Consider the following 19,892-nt stretch of genomic DNA (forward strand, 5'->3'; position numbering starts at 1 on the left):
TTTTTACTCTCTTAATAATTCCCTGTTAGTACTCTGTCCTAGCCTTATGTTCTTTGACGTTAATGAGAGGCCTGCCATAACAATCGCAATACCCATCGCTACCAGATAGTTTAGGGAAAAGCTGAAGTCTGAGGGGACGGTGATTGGCATATAGCTTATTTGCCCGTTAATGACTAGTGGGTATACTATACTGGTCTCAAAAGTGCTCATAATTGCCCCAGCTACAGCAGGACCTATCGTCCCTCCCAATAACCTAAATACGGTATTGAGAGAAGTAGCTATGCCCATATATTGTCTCTCTACAGAGAAAACAAGGATATTTATTAACGACACATTAAGTAGTGCTGCAGCCAAATTAGCAACTGATGCAAATAATATTATTGTACCCAGACCGGCATTACCTATTAAGAGCGAGAGTATTAAGTAAGCTGGGATAAGTAAGAAAGAGCCGAAGATTAGCACCGGTCTAGGGCCTTTCTTCGAAATAAACCTACCGGCTGTTACACTACCTGCCATCTGAACCAAGGCTAAAGGTATTAACCAGAGGCCAGTTGAGAGTATATCTAAGTCAAAACCTACAGGCTTAGGTTCCTCTAATAAATAAGTCAGAGTCTGGTAGGCCATAAACAGAGCGAAACCCGCTACAATAGCCGCTATATTCGCTACTAACACGTTTCTCCTCTTCATTAGCCCTAAAGGCATTAAGGGTGATGGAGAAATCTTCTCTTCGTAGAAGAAGGCTACGAATATGACAAGTGATACTAGGAGAGAGCCTAGCGTGGTGGCTGAAGTCCAACCATACGTAGGGGCTTCTGTAAACCCGAATATCAACGTGCCTAGGGCTGAACCTAATAGGGCAACTCCTATGTAATCGATTTTAGCCTTTAACCTGATCCTAGATTCCCTGATAAAGAAGTGGATGAGAATAGCTAGTGTGATGACTATTGGTATTACAGTATGATACGTATATTGCCAGCCGAAGTTCTGTGCGATATAACCACCTAAAGGCAGTGCTATAGCACTTCCTACTCCAAACATCGCGCTTACTAACCCTTGGGCTTTGGGGACTAGGTTGGGAGGGAACTCTTCTCTGATTAAGCTGAAGGCTAAAGGGAACATAGCTAAGCCTAGTCCTTGGATCGCCCTAAAGACTAAGAGAGATGGAAAATTGGGAGAGAAACCTGTAAGGGTAACTCCTATTGCATAGATCCAGATCACTAACTCTAAAACCCTCTTTTTACCAAAGATATCCCCTAGTTTTCCGGCAATGGGGTTCATAATAGTCCCTGTCAGCAAGTATATTGAGAGCACCCAACTGACTGTAGCTGACGAAACGCCAAATTGGCTCGCTATTGAAGGTAAAGCTGGGATCAACATGCCTTCAGTATACATTACGGCTACCGCTAGTGGGGCTAGGATCACCAAAGCTTTATAAGCATACTTTAGGTCGTACTCCGACATACTTAGATATATCTAAATATACCGCTTATAAAATTAAGTTAGTGTGTTTCTTGCATAAGAACTGTTTATAAATCCTAAGAGAAAGTTTAAAGTTACGAATAGTTAAAGGTGATCACAGTGGTATCTAGTAACCCGTTAGTCCTTTTTACTCTTCCTGCACTCCTGGACCGCATCAAAGAGCTCGGTTATTTCAACACCTAGTATATAGACGTTACACTCTCTATTACCGTTTGCCAGACACTTCTCTAGTTTTTCTAAATCTTCTTCTGATGTAAAGAAATCCCCTGTCACCTCTACTTTATCACTATAAACACGGAGTACAACTGTCTTGCCTTGTTTAGACCGGAATGAGACCTCGCAGACCATCTTACCTCACGTAGTTCCACTTAGGGTTATTGTATTTCCACCTGAGCTGGTTTGATACCTCGTACTCGAGCTCCGTAAGTCCACCGTCTTCCAGATTAAACACTTCAGAAAACCCTTTAAGAAGAGCACCTAAAGCTTTTTCCCGGCTTACCTTTTCACCTAAAATAGCAGATATTGTCGTAATCCTTGTCTTAGGCTTCCCCCTCTCTTTTTCTTTAACCGGCGGGCTCTTTATCACTTCCATCAAATCCACGTTAGTATCGAACATAAAAGTCCCGTGTACAATGACTGCGTTCTTCTTCATCGCACCCGCCATTCCTACTACCTTCTTACCTTCAATTACAACGTCATTGATAGGGGTGAATTCACCTTTTAGCCCAAACTCCCTAATTGCCAAGATCAACCCCTCCGCTATTACCCTATAGGCTTTCATCATATCATCAACTTTTAATGCAACAGTCCAAGTTATCTCGCCATTCTCATCATGAAGAGCTGGCCCCCCTCCGGTAAACCTCCTGACTAGGGGAATAGAATATTTAGCCAGAAGGTCTTCATTTACCCAATCCTTTACAGCTAAAAACCGTCCTATTGAGAGTGTCGTAGGACTAAAATTCCAGAGCCTAACGGTCTCGGGTATGATATCTTTATCCAGTAGTATTAACATCGTCTCGTCAAGGGCCATTTGCCTATCAGCTGGATTTCCACCTTCTCTAATGAGCCTCATATAAGTTATTTTAGTTTTGGAATGATTATTAAATCATGATAACAGTAGTAGGATCGGGACCTGCAGGGTTTTACGCTGCCATTACCGCGTCTGCGCTAGGGGAAAAAGTGACTTTAGTAGAAGAAAAGGACAAGCTAGGCGGTACATGTGTACTATTCGGCTGTATTCCGTCTAAAGCAATGTTACACCCGTTAGTCCTAAGTTATACCATATCGAGAGTAGGGAAGACAATTAATTTCACATATGAAGAACTCACGAAACTTGCTAAAGACGCAGTAAATAGGGTTTCAAAAGGTGAAGAATACGCGTTGGAGAGCCACGAGGTTAAGGTAATTCACGGGAAAGCTAAGTTAAAGGGCAGGGAAATTGAAGTAGGCGGGCAAGCCCTAAATTCGGATAAGGTTATCGTAGCTACCGGGACGCTAAAACCCATAGGCGCCCTAGCGTCGGACGACCTGCCTTACTTAAGTAGAGATTTTAATAAAGTGGTAGTGGTCGGTGGGGGAGTAGGAGGAGTAGAATACGGCTGGTTACTGAGAATGGTAGGTAAGGAAGTCCACGTAGTTGAGAAGGAAGACTTACTCCTCCCTAAACACGATATAGATTTAAGAAAAAGCGTAACGAACCACTTCTTAAAACTGGGGTTTAAGCTACATATGGGGGTCGAGGCCAAGATCGAGGGGAACACCGTAATTACGTCAAAAGGCGAAAGAATAGAGGGAGACCTAGTCCTCTTGAGCTTTGGTAGGAAACCCAACCTTGAGGGGTTTGAAGAGTTAAGAGGAGAAAGGTGGTTAAAAGTAAACGAGTTCTTAGAAACACCTATGCAAGGAGTTTATGGTGCAGGAGACGTAACAGGGTCTTTTACCGCCCATGAGGCTATCCACAAAGGTGTAACAGCTTCCCTAAATGCGGCCGGAAATAAAAGGCCGTACAACGGGTCGGCCGTACCTAAGGTGATATACACTATACCACAGATAGCTTATGTGGGGAGGACTGAAGGTGATTGTAAAAAAATAGACATGGTCTCATTACCGAGGGCAATAGCAGAAAAGGAAACGGAAGGGTTTGTGAAAATATGTCAAGAAAACGGAAGAGTTATAGGAGGAGTAGCGTTCTCTGATAGGGCTGAGGAGATAATTACACTATTAGCAATGGCAATAAGGTATAACATCGATGTTAGATCCCTATTTGACTTTCCTTTCCCTCATCCCTCATACCTCGAATCGATATGGGAAGTGGTGAGAGAGTTTGAAGGAATTGTGTGAAAAAAAGGTAAGCGAAATAGGTTTGGGGACGTGGAGAATGGGCGGGGGTTTTTGGACTCCCGATTATTCTAATGACGGTAAATTCATTGAGGCAATATCTTATGCCATAACAAAAGGGATAAACGTAATAGATACGGCAGAGATGTATGGGGGTGGACATACAGAAGAATTAGTAGGTAAAGCTGTCTCAAGTTTTAACAGAGATGACGTATTCATAATAACTAAGGTATGGAGTAACCACCTGAAATACGATGACGTAATAAAATCTGCTGTGAATAGTGCTAAGCGCCTAAACGTTAAGTATATCGACTTATACCTTATCCACTGGCCTAACCCTAGCGTTAAACTGAGTGAGACCATATCGGCTATGGAGGAGCTAGTAGATAAAGGGATTATTAGGTGCATCGGTGTCAGTAATTTTGACGTAGAATTACTGAAGGAAGCTATTGCGACCGCAAAGAAATATGAAATAGTTGCAGATGAAATCGAGTACAGTATATACAACCTTTCTCCTGAGAGAGACCTCATCCCGTTTGCAAAAAAACAGGGTTTAGAAGTAATAGCTTATTCTCCCCTAGGTCAAGGCCAGATAAAGGCTGAAGACAGACTGGCGGACATAGCAAGGAAATATGGGAAAAGCCAAGCACAAGTAGCTTTAGCATACGTAAAGAAGGACGCCATCCCAATACCTAAGTCTGAAGATAAAAAGCACATAGACGAAATAGCCGAAGTCCTGAAGTTTGATTTAACGGATGACGATATACGAGAGATAAGGAGGAGGTTTTCAAGTTGAAAGTACTGGTTTCAGCTGGGACTTACTATTTTATCAAAAAGCAAATAAAAATAAGTAATACGGCTTATCTACTCCAGACTGGTGGGTGTAGAGCTTCATGTAAGTTCTGCACACAGTCGGCCCTGAGTACAGCTGACAAGACTTATTTATCTAGAGTTAAGTGGTACCCTTTAGAACTAGAGGAAATAAAGGACTATTTATCCACGTTCGACAGGGTATGTTTACAGACAGTTATTAAAGAAGGGTTTGAGGATGAAGTAATAAAGGTACTGTCTAAAATAAACTCCCGCCATAAATCAGTGACTATAACCCCTGTAAGCGATGCACTACTACTTAAGTTGAAAGAATTAGGAGTAGACTACTTAGGTGTTGGTCTTGACACGGTGAAAAGCCTCTGGAAAGAAGTGGGGAAACCTTATTCTTTTGACTATTATATGGACTTTATAAAGAGGGCTGTAAAAGTATTCGGGGCAAGACACGTTTACGTCCATTTAATAGTAGGTTTAGGAGAGAGTGAAGGAGAGTTAGTCAATACTATGGAGGAACTTTACAGTATAGGGGCTGAAGTGGCACTCTTTGCTTTTACGCCGGTAAAGGGGACTCCCTTTGAGAGTAAGCAAAGACCTCCTCTGGAGTATTATCGTAAAATACAGAAGATCAGGTATAGATTATCAACAGGCAAAGACAGTGAAATTGCGTTCCTTACATCAGGGTGTCCTTCATGTGATAGGCCTTACTATAATGAAAGCCCTTTAGACAGAACCCTTTACAATATACCTTTGAGGGATTTTAAATGGTCCTAGGATTTATGACAATGAAAAAATTTGCAGTATTGAGCCTGACTGGAGGAACCTGTTCCCTTAATTGCTTCTACTGTTCATCAAAATATATTAGTTCAATGGAAGGAGCTATAAACCCTGAAGAGCTTTATAAATATGTTAAAAAAAGATATGAAACCGGTACTCGCGGGTTCTTAATCAGCGGAGGGTTTAACAAAAAGGGAGAGCTGGAAGTAAGGCCATATATACCCGTCCTCAAGGACTTAAAAAGAGAATACGGGGATAGCATTGTCTTCAACATACATCCTGGGCTCTTAGATAAACAGACTATTGAAGAACTTAGAGACGCCGTAGACATAGTAGATTTCGAATTTGCATACTCACCTAAGGCCTTTCAGTCTAAAGGATTAACAGGAAGAACTAGAGAGGACTACGTAAAGACTTTAGAATTATTGATAGATTACGGACCTAGGTATATTGTACCTCATATAATGCTCGGACTACCTAATGATAACGTCGAAGAGAGTATAAGAGTTGCTTCAAGTTTTAAACCATATTTACTTAACTTCTTAGTGCTAATCCCCACTAAAGGGACTCCTTCGCAATTCCTTAGTACGCCGAGTACACCTGAAATAATTAAGCTAATACAGCAAGGGAGCGAACTAATGCAGGGCAAAGTCAGCTTAGGATGTATGAGACCACATAAAACTAAGGAAGAGTTAGATAAAGAAGTTATTAGGAGAGGCTTAGTGGAGAGAATTGCAAACCCATCACCTAAAGTATTAAAAGAGTTCGCCCTCCCACTTTACGACGCATGTTGTAGTTTACCAAGCGAATATTTAGATAATTTTAAGATAAAGTAGACAAGAGCCTTATTTTTATTCATTTGAACCTAGGGATTACGGTCTTTTTATTGGTTTCTCTCCTTATTTTATTTCTATCTCGACCGAGCCATAAATTTCATTCTAAATAGTTAAGATATATGTTCGAGGACACTTTCATCATACCTTTCATTCGTAGCTCAGAAACGCCTACGTTCAAAAAACGGAAAGTAATCTTACGGGCTGGAGACAAGGGCACCATACTTAAGGTTATGAAAGCAGGTTTGTCCGAGGATTATATGGTGCTTTAGAACTAGCCCGTGGGCCAGAAGTTATCCCCCTTTTCATGTAGGGATCAAGATATTCTCTTTATCAAGCTCAGCTAGGAACTTCGCATTTTCTATCAGCTCATTTTGGTCAAAAGCTAAGTCAGAGACTATTTCCTTGAACACAGAACAGTCAAATACAGTCCCTGAGTATTTCAATAACTGGCGCACGTCTGAAGGGAGAGCTACTTTAGCCATGAATGTCGGAATCTTTACCCTAATAGCTTTCTTATTTAAAGCTTGTGAGTATACCTCAAAGATCTTTGAAATTTTAATAGGCTCGCATTCTGTTACATAGAAGTAGTTTTTAGATGGTCTCTTACCTTCTATAATTGCCTTAACCCCCCGCGCTATATATTTAGCACTAACAGGCATGAAAGAAATATTTAAATCTGGTAAAAGTCCTCTTTTAACTAATTTATACATAGTTACAAATTGTATATGGGCGGCAAACCTACCGTAAACCAAGGTAGGTCTAAATATAAAAGCGTGATCCCCTAAGATCTTGTACACAGATAGTTCGCCCTCCAGTTTTGACTTTTCAAATTCTGTTCCAGGCTTCAACCCATCTCCTAGTTGATCCTCGACTTTAACAAATCCGGTAATACCGTAAGTAGAGGCACTAGTATGTATCATTATTTTTCCTTGTTGCTTAACAACTTCGGCTATTTTGGTAGGGATCTCTACGTTCGAACGTCTTAAATTTCCAGGGGTACCGCTTATCTCACCTATAAAGTTTACCACGATATCGAAGTCCTTAATTACTTCCTTGAGTCTAGATTCCTCTTCCACAATATCCAATTGGACATTTTTTACCCCTTTTTCTGTCAAGATTTTTAGATATACCTCTTTCACGGGGTTTAAATTTCTATATGTTACAGTCACATCGTAATCCGAAGCTAGGTAATAAGCACTGTTAGTAGCAATAAAACCTAGGCCCGTTATAAGTATACTTTTCATAAGAGAAAAACGGACATAGGAAATAAATTGATTTGTCTTAAAGTGTTTAACTCTCTAACTCTTTAGGTAATACACTGCTAAAAAGCTCTGCACACTTCCTAAAATCATTCGTGATCTTATCTATTAGTCTATCGGCTGAGATGGCCTTATAAATATATCTAGGTCTTCCTCCCTTAGAGGAAGAATCTTTCATCCTCTCTACAAAACCTAAAGAGACTAATTTATTAACGCTCCTATTAATAGAAGCTTTTGACAGTTTTAGTTGCTCCGCCAACATGTCCTCATTCTTACCATCACTGTTGAGTAATGATTTGAGTACCTGAAAGTCTGTGTCTGATAGGTCATAACAAAAACTCAGTGCCTCTACGAGACCTACCTCCTTCCCTGATGGTAACCTAACTCTACTTATTTCCAATTCCATACTTTATCACATTATATAATTAAAATACACATATTTAAATCTTTGTATTTTAAGTAAATAGCTGATAGAGTGATAATTACCTTTTGATTATATTTCTTAAAATAAACAATATAATCCCGATAATTAGCAGGAGAAGAATAATCAGTGTTAAAGTATGAAAGTGGCTCGAAGGGCCTCTGATAGCAGTACTTGTACCAGAAGAATTCCCCGTAGAGTACGTCATATTAAGATACACGGTTTTACTTGAAGTCAAATTTACAGCGTAGTTCAACCCGTGATAACCTATAATGTAGTAACCTACGGGTAGGATTATCCTTTGACTGTGAGAGGTCATGGTTAGATGTAGACTGAACCTAAAGTTACCTAGAGGGGAGTATACCAGTGTTATTGTTATGTTACTAGGCACTAAGGGGGTTTCTACCCATAAACTCACATAGATCTGCTTAAAGTAAACCGTATCATTTTTATATAAAGCAACGAAGTACGGAAGCACAGAAAAAAATGAAGGTGTATCGGTTAAATTATAAACACGTAACGTACTTGAAGTAGAATAATATATTATGCCACTATAGTTAGCAACCCAAAGGGTACCTTTAGGGAGACCCTTTTCAGTTATGAGTAAAGACGATAAGTTATTAGGCAGTATCTCGTCCAGCTTATCGCTGATCGCTATTCCCTCATAGTAATATATAGGTGTGAAATTGTATTGTTGAGATACTCTGGTCAAACTTAACGTATACACTGAGTCATTTATTATAATGTATTTGTCGTTTAGAAAACTAAAGTTATATCCAATATATATAAGCTTATTATTTTCTAATACAAAACCGTTCGTGAAAAATATGTAATAGGTATTATTAAGCATATAAACCTTATCTATATCAGACGAGAAATTCAGGGCAATTAACTTCACGCCGTTCTCATATAACGTATTATTTGATATGTAAAAATATTGTCCACCATAAAAGTAAATGGAAGAAATATTTTGGACTTTAAGGTGGTAATAAGAAGGGTATAACACATCTCCCTTATCATCAAATATTACGTTATTGAAGACAGTAGAGTTTTTGTATACAGTATAATTCTCCGAATTGCTAGAGAGGTTCAGGGAGAATATAATAGAATTAGCTAGGCTGACTAGTATTACTTCTGACGTGTTGTATAACACCAAATAATTGTTAATTATTTTACCTTCCATAGTGGGGTATAGAGGAGAAATATAGATTATCTTCTTTGAAGTAATTGGAAACTGCTGGGATGCTAAGTACGTTAAATTAGATGAATTCAAGACTAGAATAGGCGAATAAAAACTGGGCAAAACCAAACCATAATAGCCAGAATTGTTCATAAATATTAGCAACTTGTGCTGAAAACTTGACGGGATCTGCTTGTACCCCCAAGGAAATACAAGAGACCCGGAAACACCTATTATCTTAGTGTAGTTTATCTGAGCCATAAACAAGACCTGCCAAAAGGGTGTTTCGATAACAATAGTGCCGTTTGAAAATCCTACCAAAAGGTTAGGACCAAATTGCTTAACAAAAGACACAGTAGCGTTACTCCCGTTGATAAATCCAGTAACTATAACAGAGTTAAGGGCTATTAGTAAGACGACCACAAAGGCCGGGATAAACGAAATCTTCATATCCAATTATTCACATTAGAAATTGTGGAGTTTAAAGGTATCCTAATTGAAGAACAAGAGTTATTGCGAAAAGGTAAGTTAAATGATGAATACAAGAAAAAACTTGAAAGAGAAGGGTTTAAAATAGTGAAGAAAAAAGGCAATGAAAACGTTATCACTACTTTCGAAGATGACAAAATAACTCTGGTCTGCGATAAAGAGGAAATAATTTTTAGGCTATTATTACTCTCATCTACCATAACTAGAATAATAATAACAGATAAAATGACTACAGTAGTAATCTTTTCAGGAAGAAGAAGTATAACACAGTCGTTCAAAATTACTAGGCAGACTTCTTTAGAAGGACTTAGAAAATCATATATCGCGTCTAAGTCTTCACAAGACTTCTTACAAAAATACCTTACATTCTTAAGTGAAAATAACGATGATGCTGTAATAGGATGGCTTAAGGAATTCATGAAAAATAAAAGTTGAGAGAGTAAAAAAGGAAAAAAGAAAATATTACATAAATCTCTTGAGTATTTGCATGGGATTAGTTATGTTAGCAGTCAGCAACGCTTCGTCCGGAGAGTGACCAAAAGCGAAAGCCAATAACTGGCTGAAGTATACTATAGGCATCCTCAGATCCTCTCCGTATCTCGACGCTATCTTATTCATATTAGTCTCTAGTGCTACACCGCCTAATGGGCAGTCAACAACCAACATTTCAGCACCGTTCCTCCTAGCTTCCTTTAGTATCCTAGCTTCTAAGTTAAGTGCTACATCTAGGTCAGAGTATACGTGAGGACCTCCACAGCACATAGTCTTAGCTTCGAAAGGTACTACTTCAGCCCCAACAGCTTTTAACAACTCGTCCATGAAGAAAGGCCTTTCTGGGTCGTCCTTTATCTTCATATAACCGGTTAAGATATATTGTTTAGGTCTTGCGTATAAGCATCCGTAATAAGGTGCTACTTTTAAGCCATTTAATGGTCTCTTGACCAGGCTTTTAACACCTTCTGGACCCGCTGTGTTGTAAATGAACTCTACAGCATGAATCATCAATAACTGAAGGTCGTATCCTTTTTCACCCATCTTCTCGAGGTACATGTTAACCTTTTCTCTAAGCTTAGGGTACTTGGTCATGTAATAGTGGGTCCTCGAAAGCGAGTAATGACAGCCTGGACAAGCAGACATTACAGCATCTGCACCCATTTCCCTGGCTAAGGACAGATTTCTTGCGGGGAGCAACAACCCTGCCATAGTATTTACGTTTTTAACCTCTAAAGCACCACAGCAGTTATAGTCCTCTATCTTCTCGTAGTGAAGACCTAGGTCTTTTGCTACCAGTGCTAGTGACACCTCGTAAGACTTACCTAAACCGTCTAATGAACAGCCTGGATAAAACGCTACTTTTCCGTATGGGTTATTTAGCCTCATGGTCATTCTGGCCTCACCTCCTCCTTCATTGCCTCCTCCAATACCTTCTTAACCCTATCCCAGTTTTTAACTTTGCTGGGCTTCATTAACTCCTTGATTAACCCAGACCTTAACATGGCTCCGCTCATCATGATAAGATCCTTTACCCCTAAAGAGACGAAACCGGCTTTCGCTGACGCAGCACCAAGAGTCAACTCTGAGATCCTCCCACCATTCTTCATTACAGTTTCCAAGAACAATTCATCGAAGATCGTACCGGGGTCTTTCTTTACAAGGCCGTGCTTATGCAAGTAATTATGGATTGCGTGCACCACCTCTTCTACCAATACTCCTTTTGGACACCTATGAGTACATTTCTGGCAAGATACACACCTCCAAATGCTATTTTGTAGCTCTATTAACCCTTGCTTATCACCTTTTCTGGCTAGGTCAATGAACTTCCTAGGACCGTAATTCGGATCATATTCTCTCATAGTACATCCAGAAGTACATGTCCCGCATTGCCAACAAGCACTTATCGTATACCCTTCTAGCGTATTTGCAATCTCGTCCCATACTGTAGGATCGTATCCTGTCTGCGTCCTCTCCATTAAAAAGGCGTTCCAAGTTCCATCTATTTCTACTCCATCTACTACTACTTTATCTTTTTGAATTACACCTTTTATTATAGATTTTTCTAACTCAGGAATGGGCATGTTTTATCACCTTTAAGAAGGGTTTTAACCCTAAAACTAATGCGGTCGTGGAAAGATGTGTAGGGAGTAACCCCGCCACTTTTTTATCTATGGCGAGGTGTGTAGTATAGTCTAGATATCTTACATACGAATAAACCAAAAAAATCGTAGTAGGATAATAGTTTGAGGTATCGAACCCAAAAATAGATAAGATAGTTTTTAACTCATTTATGGCAGAAAAGAAGTCCGCCTTACTCTTTAATATAACGTTATCTTTAAGGATATAAGTTATAGAACCTGAGTTCTTCTCTTCATTCCATACCCATCTGTTCCAAAGAGGAAAATCTGATGGCTGTATATAATGGAGAATCTCTCTCGCCATATCCCTTGAATCTTTAGGCTCCATACCCTTTACAGTATTTACAAATATGCTGACCCTTTCATCATAAGATAAGGACGAATCTTTTAATTTAGAATATACTGAGGAAAATTCAGACAAAGGAGTGCTCTCGGCTACTTGTGAGTAAAACTTCCTATGGTGAAAGAATATTTCAAATAGGTTCTTACGGTCCTCCTCCCTCTTAATCTCGAGCCGAGAGAGAAAATCAGACTTCATTTTCATAGAATCTAATATTACGGAGAAGGATTTTTTCGGATCAGTATAAGTATTATTTATATCTTTATCTAACATAGCATTAAAAATATCTCTTACATAATCAGGGTTTAAAAAAATAGTGTTAATGATGAGCCACCTCTACTTTTACGGGCTCTTCCCACACTCCCTTAGTTATATACTCATACGCTTTCATCGCTGCAGCATAACCTTCGGTTATTGCATCAGATATAGTCTTTGGACCAGTTAAGGCACCGGCTAAGAAGATACCCTTCTTAGTAGACTGCACCGGCATCCTATACTCATCTAAGGGCTTTATAAACCCATGTTCTTCTAGCTCTAAACCTAATACTTTTGCTACTTGTTTCGAGCCTAGTCCTAACTCCATACCGTTTGCCAGAATGACCATATCATACGGGACTACTAATGCCCTGTTTAGGTTCATAGTATCTTCTCCCTTAATAATTACAGTGTCGTTTGGACCTCTCATAAATTCTGATATCCTACCCCTTATGAACCCTACTCTGTAATCTAACTGTGCCTTCCAATACAGTTTATCCTCCATCAAGCCGTAAGTCCTTATATCCATGTAGTAAATGTGGACTGTCGCATCAGGTACCCTCTGCTTTATCTCCATAGCTTGCTTAATTGATACTGCACAGCAGACCCTAGAACAGTATGTGTTACCTACTGTAGCATCCCTTGAACCTACGCATAATAATATCGCCACCCTCTTGGGTGGAGTCCCCTTAGTGGTTACAAGCTTATTTTCAGATAACATCTTTTCTATATCGGATATCTGATATATGTTGGGTACTATACCATACCCGTATTCATACTTCCTCCTTGAATCAAAGTGTTCAAAACCGGAAGCTGCAATTATCGCATTGACTTTCTCGGTAGTCGTTTTACCAGACTTGTCTTTAATACTAACCGTAAATCCGTTACCTTCTTGCTTTACACTGTCTACTATACTTTCTGTATAGATCTTTATATTTTTGTTACTCTCGACCGACTTTATCAATGGGTCTATTACCTGCTCTGAGGGAACTAGATCGGGGAATAATAGGCTATACTTAAGTTTTTTAGGAGTACCACCCAAATAAGACTCTCTCTCAACTAAAACTACGTTCACTCCGAGGTTAGCCAGCTCCTTAGCCGCTGAAAGACCAGCAGGACCAGCTCCTATAACAAGAACTTTCTCTCCAGCCATTTAATCACCTATTCCTAACATTTATTAAATAAAATTAATTTAAAAAATTTTGCTTTTCACTTTTGTACAGCTTTTTCTCCCTTGTACCACTTTACTCTTTCAGGTAGAGTTAAGTAGAAGTCAATCTTCCTGTGCGGAGTGTATAGGTATTCGGGCTGAGCCTTTCCTTCTCTAAGGTCAGCTAAGTACTGTAAGAACTTCTCCTTATAGTCCTCAACCGGCACACCTATCTTCCTTAAGAAGCCCTCTACATCTGTAGCATGCCAGTGTATCTGGGCAATCTTGTATGGGTCTGCGCCCATTGCAATTGCAGCGAACTGTGCATCTGCTAATACTGGTAAGTTATAGTTAAACCCGTGAGCCTTACCTGCCCACTGGCTCTTATCGAGAGTAGTTACACACCCAGTATCAGATGTTACAAACACATCAGCATGCCCTTCTTCTACAGCAGGAATTACTTTCTTGAATAGAGCGAAGCTCCTACTAAATTCCCTCTCTGTTAAGATGTGCCTAAAGCCGAATCCACAGCAGTCCCACCATGTTGAGTAATCTACTATTTTAGCACCGAAGTTCATGACCGTGCCAGTAGGTGCAGCTGGCCTTCTTCCTTCAAATACCTTGGGATCGTAGACAGTGTCATCAGGGACTAACTTATAGACGTGGCATGGTGTGTGGACTGCAGCTTTAACATTGCTTAGATCATATTTCTTTTGTTGGGATAATTGTTTGCTCATCACATAAAGCCACTCTGAATAGTGGACTACTTCTTCGGGTATTACTATGTCCATCCCCAACTTTCTCATGATTGGTCTCAGTTTGTCTCTAATCTCCTTGTGGAGGACTAACATATTCCTGATCTCCTTGTAGTGCCCAAAAGACGTCCCACAGTGTATTAGCGGGAAGTAGTCTGTTTCGTATGCTCTCCACATGTTTCTTACGTATACTCCTGCTAGTGCAACAGGGTTTGACGCACCGGATGCGTGGTAGTTCCAGCCAGTGCAAGAGGTCTGGTGGGGTTCGTCTAGGTAGTCTATTTCAGCTTTGTTCATCATCCAAAATACTGATGTTGGATATCCGGGGATGTGACCACATTGCCCACAGCTTTTGTGGTTCCATAGTTTATTCGTGGGGATTTTCTTTGGTAGACCGTTTATCGTCTGTACTTCCACTGGATTATTATAGGGCTTTATATGGTGTACTATTACTTCGCCCTCATCTTCTAGTTTCTCTAATTCCTCTTTAATGTGCTGTATACCATGTGGAGTACTGTACTTGTAAATAATTCTCTGATATACCTCGTTCCAATCTACATCGTCGGCATAAGGAAAAGCCTCTTTTATTGCCTCATGCATCTTTTTTTCTTCTTGAGAAACCATACTTTACACCTTTATAGTAATTTATGTAGTTTATAATATATAAACTTTCATTTAAAACATTTATTCATACATACTAAAAAAGTAAAAAATACATAATTTTACACAAATATAATATTTATTCATACATACTAAAAAAGTAAAAAATACATAATTTTACACAAATATAGGTTTTTTATAAGTCCATCCAGTTATCTGGTAATTCGTCTTCGTTAAGTTCTCCCTTCTCCCACTTCTCCCTTATCTCTTCTAGCTGCTGTTTCCTCTCCTCATATATGTCCATAATCATTTCATATAAGTCCTCATCTACCTTCTTTATAGAGTCCATAACACCGGATTCAATAAATATGGTCATTAGCTCAACTGCAGTCTGTAGAGATGATTGCCAGCCTATATCAGCCCTCTGCATTAGGTCAACCGGAACTGCTTTTCTGTATACATCCATATTCTTTGATTCTTCTATAGCTTGTGGACCCCAATCTGGGAACGCATCGGGCTGTATCATGTTAGGTGTAACCTGGTTACCTGTAGTGATTACCGTGTATAAGACTCTTCTATAAGGAGCTAGGATTTCCTTAGCAGACGGAAGAGCAAACTGCACAGCGTACTCCCTTAATACCATTATTAATCCCGCAATTTCGTTATTGAATGGGCATCTCATAGAACATGTGTAGCACTGGACGCATGCCCACACTTTCTTATTGGTGAATTCCCATATCTTGTCCGCTGCATCTCTCATCATATATTGTATCATTTCCCTAGGTCCAAAATCGTAGAATTTAGCTGCAGGACACCCTGATGTACATACACCGCAGTTTAGACAACCCCTTAGATACTCATTAAACCTGAAGTCGGACTTTACTGCCTCCCAGAATTTTTTAGCTAATTCTGCTTCTTCTGATGATAAAGAGCTCTGAAAATTCCTTAATTCTTCTGGAGCTATTTCTTGATCTACATAAGCCATGTCCATTACTCTTGGATCATCTGGTAGTGGTATAACTTTAGACATACCTAATCAAATAAATTAATCGAAAAGTTACTTATAAATTTTGTTAAAAAAATAAATTATTATATTACCTTTACTTTACTCTCTTAATTAGAATTCTGGTTACTCCTCCTTGCTGCTGAATATCAAGGATCTGTTGTCCTGTCCTTCTGGCCCATGCTTCAATATCTGGTTTCGCTGCTGGATCTGTAGCTAATACTTCTAGTACTTCACCTACTTGGATTTGTTTGATGGCCTTAGCCGTTTCCATTACCGGCCCGGGGCAGTAGAGCCCTCTAGCGTCTAACGTTTTAGCTACTTTGACCTCTGTCATCTCTTTCACCTCAGATAAATAGTACTGTTCCTCCCTCTGCTCTATCTAAAAATGTAGCAACTCCAACTACATCATCAACAAAATTTGCCAGGTCTTCCCTCTTTATCCCGAAGAACTCCATTGTAGTACTGCAAGCATAGACTTTGACTTCACCGACCTCCTTAGCTTGTTCAACTAGTTGATACCACATGGGATATTTCATTTCTTGCATTTTCTGCATCATCATTGGACCGAACTTTTCATAGTTCTTATCAATTGGTGCAGGTTGGTTTTGGATACCTTGTTTAGTAATGTTAGTTAGCCCCCAGAACGTGAAAAACAAGTTTACTTCATACCCTGCTGCAGCAGCTCCAGATGCTAGAATGCCTACGGGCATTAACTTGTCTATCGTTCCTGAGAAAACGATTATTGAGAGTTTCTTATTCTCTCCCATTTGTGTTCCCAAATATTATTTTTAATTAAAATTATATAAGCTTTCCTGATATCGAAAATTACTGAAAAATATATCTTTTTTATCTAATACATATCAAATATACTAAATAAATATCGGACGTTCAGTTATTTTGTTTGATAAAAAATTTAAGTAAGCTATTTTTATTATAAGTGAGGGGAATTATTATGAGTGAAGAACAGAAGAAAAAAGTATTAATTGTAGTAACACATGGACCAGAAGACCTAGACAGGACATATGCACCTCTTTTTATGGCTTCTATAGCAGCATCAATGGAATACGACGCACAAGTATTCTACATGATTAAAGGACCTCTACTATTAAGCAAGAAGTGGCAAGAAGAAGAGAGAAAGAAGGGAGGTAACCCCTTCATACACTTCTTCGATATGGCTAAAGATAACGGTGTAAAGATGTATGTCTGTGTCCAAAGCCTTAAGGATATGTGCCACATGAACGAAAATGAGGTTGTGGACGGAGTAGAGATAGTAGGCGGGTCTACGCTGATAGATCTATTATTTGATGCGGACAGAGCACTGTTCTTCTGATCTGACATGGATTTTGATGTCGCAGTAATAGGCGGAGGAACAGCAGGCTACGCATCGAGTGTTATACTAGGCAGAAGAGGTAAAAGAGTAGCCGTAATAGAAAAGGAAAATATAGGCGGGACGTGTGTAAATTACGGCTGTGTACCAAGTATTTTTTTATCAGAATTATCTTTTTTATATTCTAGAATAAAAGAAATTGGGAATTATAAAGGTATTAACATATCAGTATCCATTGATGGGTCTAGTTTCTTCAACAAGAGAGATGAGATAGTTAACTACCTTAGTTCTGCAGGAGAGAACTTAATTAGATCGTCTGGAGGAGAGATAATAAAAGGAGAGGCTGAAATACTCGGGAAGAACGAAGTCGTTATTAACGGAGAAAAGGTGACTGCTAAAAATATCATTATAGCTTCAGGAAGTAAGCCAAATCCCCCTCAAATAGAGGGAATTGAAAACGCTGTAAGCGAAGACGAAGCTGTTAGGATCAAAAAGATACCAAGTTCTATTATAGTAATAGGAGGCGGTGTTGCAGGGACGGAAATAGCCCAGATCTTCGCCAAGTTGGGTAGTGAAGTTACCATTTTGTCTAGAGGTAAAGTATTAAAAGAGCTGGAAGAAGACACTAGGAAGATTATACTAGAAGCACTAGAGTTTGATGGAGTGAATGTGATAGAGGGAGTGGTCCCAGAAAAAATTAAAGAAAATAAGGTGGTTAGTAGCAAAGGAGAACATGAAGGAGAAGTAATTGTATATGCTACCGGAAGGGTTCCGTCTATTCCCAAGGGCGCATCGATGATAGGTATAGAGAGTACTAGAAACGGTATCATCGTTAATAATAAATTAGAAACATCAATAAAAGGTATTTACGCGGTAGGAGACGTTATTGATAAGGAGAAAAGGGTAGCACACTTAGCCTATATTGAAGCTATCATAGCATCGCTTAATATACTAGGTTCGTGCGAAGAGATGGACTATGAGGGTGTCCCTCAAGTAATATATACAGACCCGGAGATAGGCGTTGTAGGGGATAAAAGGAAGGTAGAAAAATATGTCAAATTTCCATATACGGCAAATACTAGGGCTATAATCAGGGGTCTGAGGGACGGGTTTTCGCTCATAGGGATAGACAAGAACGGGACTATAGTATATTCTGAAATAATCGGGGATAATGCCGAAGAGTTAGTTAACCTCATGGCATTGGCGATTAGAAAGAGGCTTACTATAAGGGACTTAGCATTTTCAATATTTGCTCATCCCTCGCTCAGTGAAGTGATGTTGAATGCAGCTAGGGATCATTTTGACTTAGACGTAGATATTTATAAATAATTTTAAAAAAAAGATATATTATTAACATGATTTAAAACTTTTAAAATGAAAAATTTACTTAAATACTTACTATTTAATTTTTAAATTAGTATAAAGAACGAATTAAACTAAAATTACTAAAATTGTGGAATTAACCGACTTAGCCAAATTTTAAATTAGGTTGTAAAATCAATTATGGTATATGCAATTGTATGATTATCTGAAAAAAAGGGGTTTCGAAATAGAGGAGACGGTAGATAATATTACCGTAAAGATGGAGAGTTATACGTTCTTTATAGATAAAAAAGGTAATGAAATTATACTACCTATACCGCTACCCACCGGTAAAGAGACCTTAGATGACCTAGTAGAGATGGGTATAAAATACGCTAGAGGGTCGAGGATAGCACAAGGTTTAGGCTCCCCGCTAGAGTACGAAATAAAAGACTCCAATGTATTATTGAAAAAGAAATTTGCGGATACACAAGAATTAGAACAGAAATTAATTAAAGCGCTAGATGGAATAGAGAGTTTGAGGTACTTTTTATGAGCTATGACAATATTATATCACAGTATGCTAAATTCGTAAAAGGTCTGACTTTAGAACATTGTAAAGAGGAAGAAGAACTTGTTTATAAATTAAGTAATGAAAATAACGTAATAGAGAAAGATGGATGTGATAAGCCCTATATAAAGGTTTTAAAGAACGACAGAGTATACTTCATATACTACGGTGTACCCACTTCTAATGAGCTATGGCCATTCCTTAATGCTCTCATCAGAGTATCGAATAACGTAGTTCAACTTGATGAAAAAGAAAGGTCTGAAGCAATGAAAATTAAGGGAAATATTAAACTTTTCGTAACGCCAGACTGTACCAAATGCCCGATTGCAGCTGAGCTACTTTATCAGTTACCCGTAATAAATGAGAACATAAACTTGGAGATAATAGATGTAACGGAATATGAAGATCTTGGTAAAAAATACAGGGTTCTTAACGTACCGAAGATCGTATTAAACGATAGTGCTGAAATACCAGGTGGGTTCCCACCACATATAATATTAAAAATGCTGATTAAGAGTAGCGAAAAACAGTAATTCCCATTTTTTTAGCAATTTTTTCTACATTTTCATCGTCTGTAATTAGATCAGCAGAGAGCTCTTGAGCGACTAATACAGATTCGGAATCTGCCTCATCCAAACCTGAAATTTTAACCGGTTTGTGAGAATAAGCCCTAATCCAGACATTATTGTCGAGTAAGATTGAGGGATCTATACCCCTCTTTAACGCCTTAGAAAAAGTAAGGGTAGTAACTATTAATTTTCTGTCGTAAAACATGTGCTGGAGTTCAACTATCTTACTTATAAGGTTTATCGTTATAACTGCGTACTTTGCCATATTAAAGTATATAAAAT

24 protein-coding genes are annotated in these 19,892 nt (G+C 38.9%); 9 read left to right on the forward strand and 15 right to left on the reverse strand.

The window, feature by feature from the left end; genetic code table 11:
* Positions 1–3: 3 nt before the first annotated feature.
* The 3 genes from KN1_RS01905 to KN1_RS01915 form a co-directional block, all read right to left on the reverse strand.
* Entirely contained in the window at positions 4–1,461 is a 1,458-nt protein-coding gene (locus KN1_RS01905) for an MFS transporter (protein WP_221289160.1), read from the reverse strand.
* A 135-nt stretch (positions 1,462–1,596) separates the two neighbouring features.
* Positions 1,597–1,827 (reverse strand): hypothetical protein, encoded by a 231-nt coding sequence (locus KN1_RS01910; protein ID WP_221289161.1) that lies wholly within the window; start codon positions 1,825–1,827, stop codon positions 1,597–1,599.
* A 1-nt stretch (position 1,828) separates the two neighbouring features.
* Positions 1,829–2,551: a lipoate--protein ligase family protein gene (locus KN1_RS01915; protein ID WP_221289162.1), complete on the reverse strand. Its 723-nt coding sequence runs from the start codon at positions 2,549–2,551 to the stop codon at positions 1,829–1,831.
* Positions 2,552–2,586: 35 nt separating this feature from the next.
* Here KN1_RS01915 and KN1_RS01920 point away from each other — a divergent pair, with 35 nt between their 5' ends.
* The 4 genes from KN1_RS01920 to KN1_RS01935 are packed head-to-tail and all read left to right on the forward strand — an operon-like array spanning position 2,587 to position 6,254.
* Positions 2,587–3,819, forward strand: a complete 1,233-nt coding sequence (locus KN1_RS01920) for an FAD-dependent oxidoreductase (protein ID WP_338057060.1) — start codon at positions 2,587–2,589, stop codon at positions 3,817–3,819.
* Positions 3,820–3,856: 37 nt separating this feature from the next.
* A complete protein-coding gene (locus tag KN1_RS01925) occupies positions 3,857–4,612 on the forward strand; it encodes an aldo/keto reductase (RefSeq protein WP_221290453.1) in 756 nt (251 codons plus the stop codon).
* Positions 4,609–5,415, forward strand: coding sequence for a radical SAM protein (locus KN1_RS01930; RefSeq protein ID WP_221289163.1), 807 nt, complete (start codon positions 4,609–4,611; stop codon positions 5,413–5,415). The genes KN1_RS01925 and KN1_RS01930 overlap by 4 nt, the downstream gene beginning before the upstream one ends.
* A complete protein-coding gene (locus KN1_RS01935) occupies positions 5,406–6,254 on the forward strand; it encodes a LipS1 family lipoyl synthase (RefSeq protein ID WP_221289164.1) in 849 nt (282 codons plus the stop codon). Before KN1_RS01930 ends, KN1_RS01935 begins: the two co-directional genes overlap by 10 nt.
* Positions 6,255–6,556: 302 nt before the next feature.
* Here KN1_RS01935 and KN1_RS01940 read toward each other — a convergent pair whose 3' ends face one another.
* The 3 genes from KN1_RS01940 to KN1_RS01950 all read right to left on the reverse strand — a co-directional run bounded on the left by KN1_RS01940 (position 6,557) and on the right by KN1_RS01950 (position 9,570).
* Positions 6,557–7,498 (reverse strand): NAD-dependent epimerase/dehydratase family protein, encoded by a 942-nt coding sequence (locus tag KN1_RS01940; protein WP_221289165.1) that lies wholly within the window; start codon positions 7,496–7,498, stop codon positions 6,557–6,559.
* 46 nt (positions 7,499–7,544) lie between these two features.
* Positions 7,545–7,919: an Lrs14 family HTH-type transcriptional regulator gene (gene lrs14 / locus KN1_RS01945; protein WP_221289166.1), complete on the reverse strand. Its 375-nt coding sequence runs from the start codon at positions 7,917–7,919 to the stop codon at positions 7,545–7,547.
* Between the two features lie 76 nt (positions 7,920–7,995).
* Positions 7,996–9,570 carry a hypothetical protein gene (locus tag KN1_RS01950; protein ID WP_221289167.1) on the reverse strand — a complete coding sequence of 525 codons (1,575 nt, stop codon included), beginning with the start codon at positions 9,568–9,570 and terminating at the stop codon, positions 7,996–7,998.
* Positions 9,571–9,588: 18 nt separating this feature from the next.
* Here KN1_RS01950 and KN1_RS01955 point away from each other — a divergent pair, with 18 nt between their 5' ends.
* Entirely contained in the window at positions 9,589–10,038 is a 450-nt protein-coding gene (locus KN1_RS01955; RefSeq protein ID WP_221289168.1) for a hypothetical protein, read from the forward strand.
* A 27-nt stretch (positions 10,039–10,065) separates the two neighbouring features.
* On the opposite strand, the gene KN1_RS01960 is transcribed toward KN1_RS01955, so the two are convergent.
* The 8 genes from KN1_RS01960 to KN1_RS01995 all read right to left on the reverse strand — a co-directional run bounded on the left by KN1_RS01960 (position 10,066) and on the right by KN1_RS01995 (position 16,608).
* Positions 10,066–10,983, reverse strand: coding sequence for a CoB--CoM heterodisulfide reductase iron-sulfur subunit B family protein (locus KN1_RS01960; protein ID WP_221290454.1), 918 nt, complete (start codon positions 10,981–10,983; stop codon positions 10,066–10,068).
* Positions 10,984–10,985: 2 nt separating this feature from the next.
* Complete coding sequence (locus tag KN1_RS01965) at positions 10,986–11,678, reverse strand: 4Fe-4S dicluster domain-containing protein (protein ID WP_221289169.1); 693 nt, start codon at positions 11,676–11,678, stop codon at positions 10,986–10,988.
* Positions 11,665–12,348, reverse strand: a complete 684-nt coding sequence (locus KN1_RS01970; RefSeq protein ID WP_221289170.1) for a hypothetical protein — start codon at positions 12,346–12,348, stop codon at positions 11,665–11,667. The genes KN1_RS01965 and KN1_RS01970 overlap by 14 nt, the downstream gene beginning before the upstream one ends.
* Positions 12,349–12,394: 46 nt before the next feature.
* Positions 12,395–13,483, reverse strand: a complete 1,089-nt coding sequence (locus KN1_RS01975; protein ID WP_221289171.1) for a CoB--CoM heterodisulfide reductase iron-sulfur subunit A family protein — start codon at positions 13,481–13,483, stop codon at positions 12,395–12,397.
* A 56-nt stretch (positions 13,484–13,539) separates the two neighbouring features.
* Positions 13,540–14,859 carry a CoB--CoM heterodisulfide reductase iron-sulfur subunit B family protein gene (locus tag KN1_RS01980; protein WP_221289172.1) on the reverse strand — a complete coding sequence of 440 codons (1,320 nt, stop codon included), beginning with the start codon at positions 14,857–14,859 and terminating at the stop codon, positions 13,540–13,542.
* A 172-nt stretch (positions 14,860–15,031) separates the two neighbouring features.
* Positions 15,032–15,865 carry a 4Fe-4S dicluster domain-containing protein gene (locus tag KN1_RS01985; protein WP_221289173.1) on the reverse strand — a complete coding sequence of 278 codons (834 nt, stop codon included), beginning with the start codon at positions 15,863–15,865 and terminating at the stop codon, positions 15,032–15,034.
* A 70-nt stretch (positions 15,866–15,935) separates the two neighbouring features.
* Positions 15,936–16,175 (reverse strand): sulfurtransferase TusA family protein, encoded by a 240-nt coding sequence (locus tag KN1_RS01990; RefSeq protein WP_221289174.1) that lies wholly within the window; start codon positions 16,173–16,175, stop codon positions 15,936–15,938.
* A gap of 10 nt (positions 16,176–16,185) precedes the next feature.
* The gene (locus KN1_RS01995; RefSeq protein ID WP_221289175.1) at positions 16,186–16,608 is read right to left on the reverse strand and encodes a DsrE/DsrF/DrsH-like family protein; all 423 of its coding nucleotides are present in this window, start codon (positions 16,606–16,608) and stop codon (positions 16,186–16,188) included.
* A gap of 185 nt (positions 16,609–16,793) precedes the next feature.
* On the opposite strand from KN1_RS01995, the gene KN1_RS02000 reads away from it, so the two are divergent.
* The 4 genes from KN1_RS02000 to KN1_RS02015 all read left to right on the forward strand — a co-directional run bounded on the left by KN1_RS02000 (position 16,794) and on the right by KN1_RS02015 (position 19,574).
* A complete protein-coding gene (locus KN1_RS02000) occupies positions 16,794–17,171 on the forward strand; it encodes a DsrE family protein (protein WP_221289176.1) in 378 nt (125 codons plus the stop codon).
* A 6-nt stretch (positions 17,172–17,177) separates the two neighbouring features.
* A complete protein-coding gene (locus KN1_RS02005) occupies positions 17,178–18,497 on the forward strand; it encodes a dihydrolipoyl dehydrogenase family protein (protein ID WP_221289177.1) in 1,320 nt (439 codons plus the stop codon).
* 181 nt (positions 18,498–18,678) lie between these two features.
* A complete protein-coding gene (locus KN1_RS02010; RefSeq protein ID WP_221289178.1) occupies positions 18,679–19,026 on the forward strand; it encodes a hypothetical protein in 348 nt (115 codons plus the stop codon).
* A complete protein-coding gene (locus KN1_RS02015) occupies positions 19,023–19,574 on the forward strand; it encodes a thioredoxin family protein (protein ID WP_221289179.1) in 552 nt (183 codons plus the stop codon). Before KN1_RS02010 ends, KN1_RS02015 begins: the two co-directional genes overlap by 4 nt.
* On the opposite strand, the gene KN1_RS02020 is transcribed toward KN1_RS02015, so the two are convergent.
* Positions 19,552–19,875, reverse strand: coding sequence for a PIN domain-containing protein (locus KN1_RS02020; RefSeq protein ID WP_221289180.1), 324 nt, complete (start codon positions 19,873–19,875; stop codon positions 19,552–19,554). The two genes, KN1_RS02015 and KN1_RS02020, sit on opposite strands and share 23 nt — an antisense overlap.
* Positions 19,876–19,892 lie beyond the last annotated feature (17 nt).

It is taken from the genome of Stygiolobus caldivivus, assembly GCF_019704315.1.
In the GTDB taxonomy this organism is placed as follows: Archaea; Thermoproteota; Thermoprotei_A; order Sulfolobales; family Sulfolobaceae; genus Stygiolobus; species Stygiolobus caldivivus.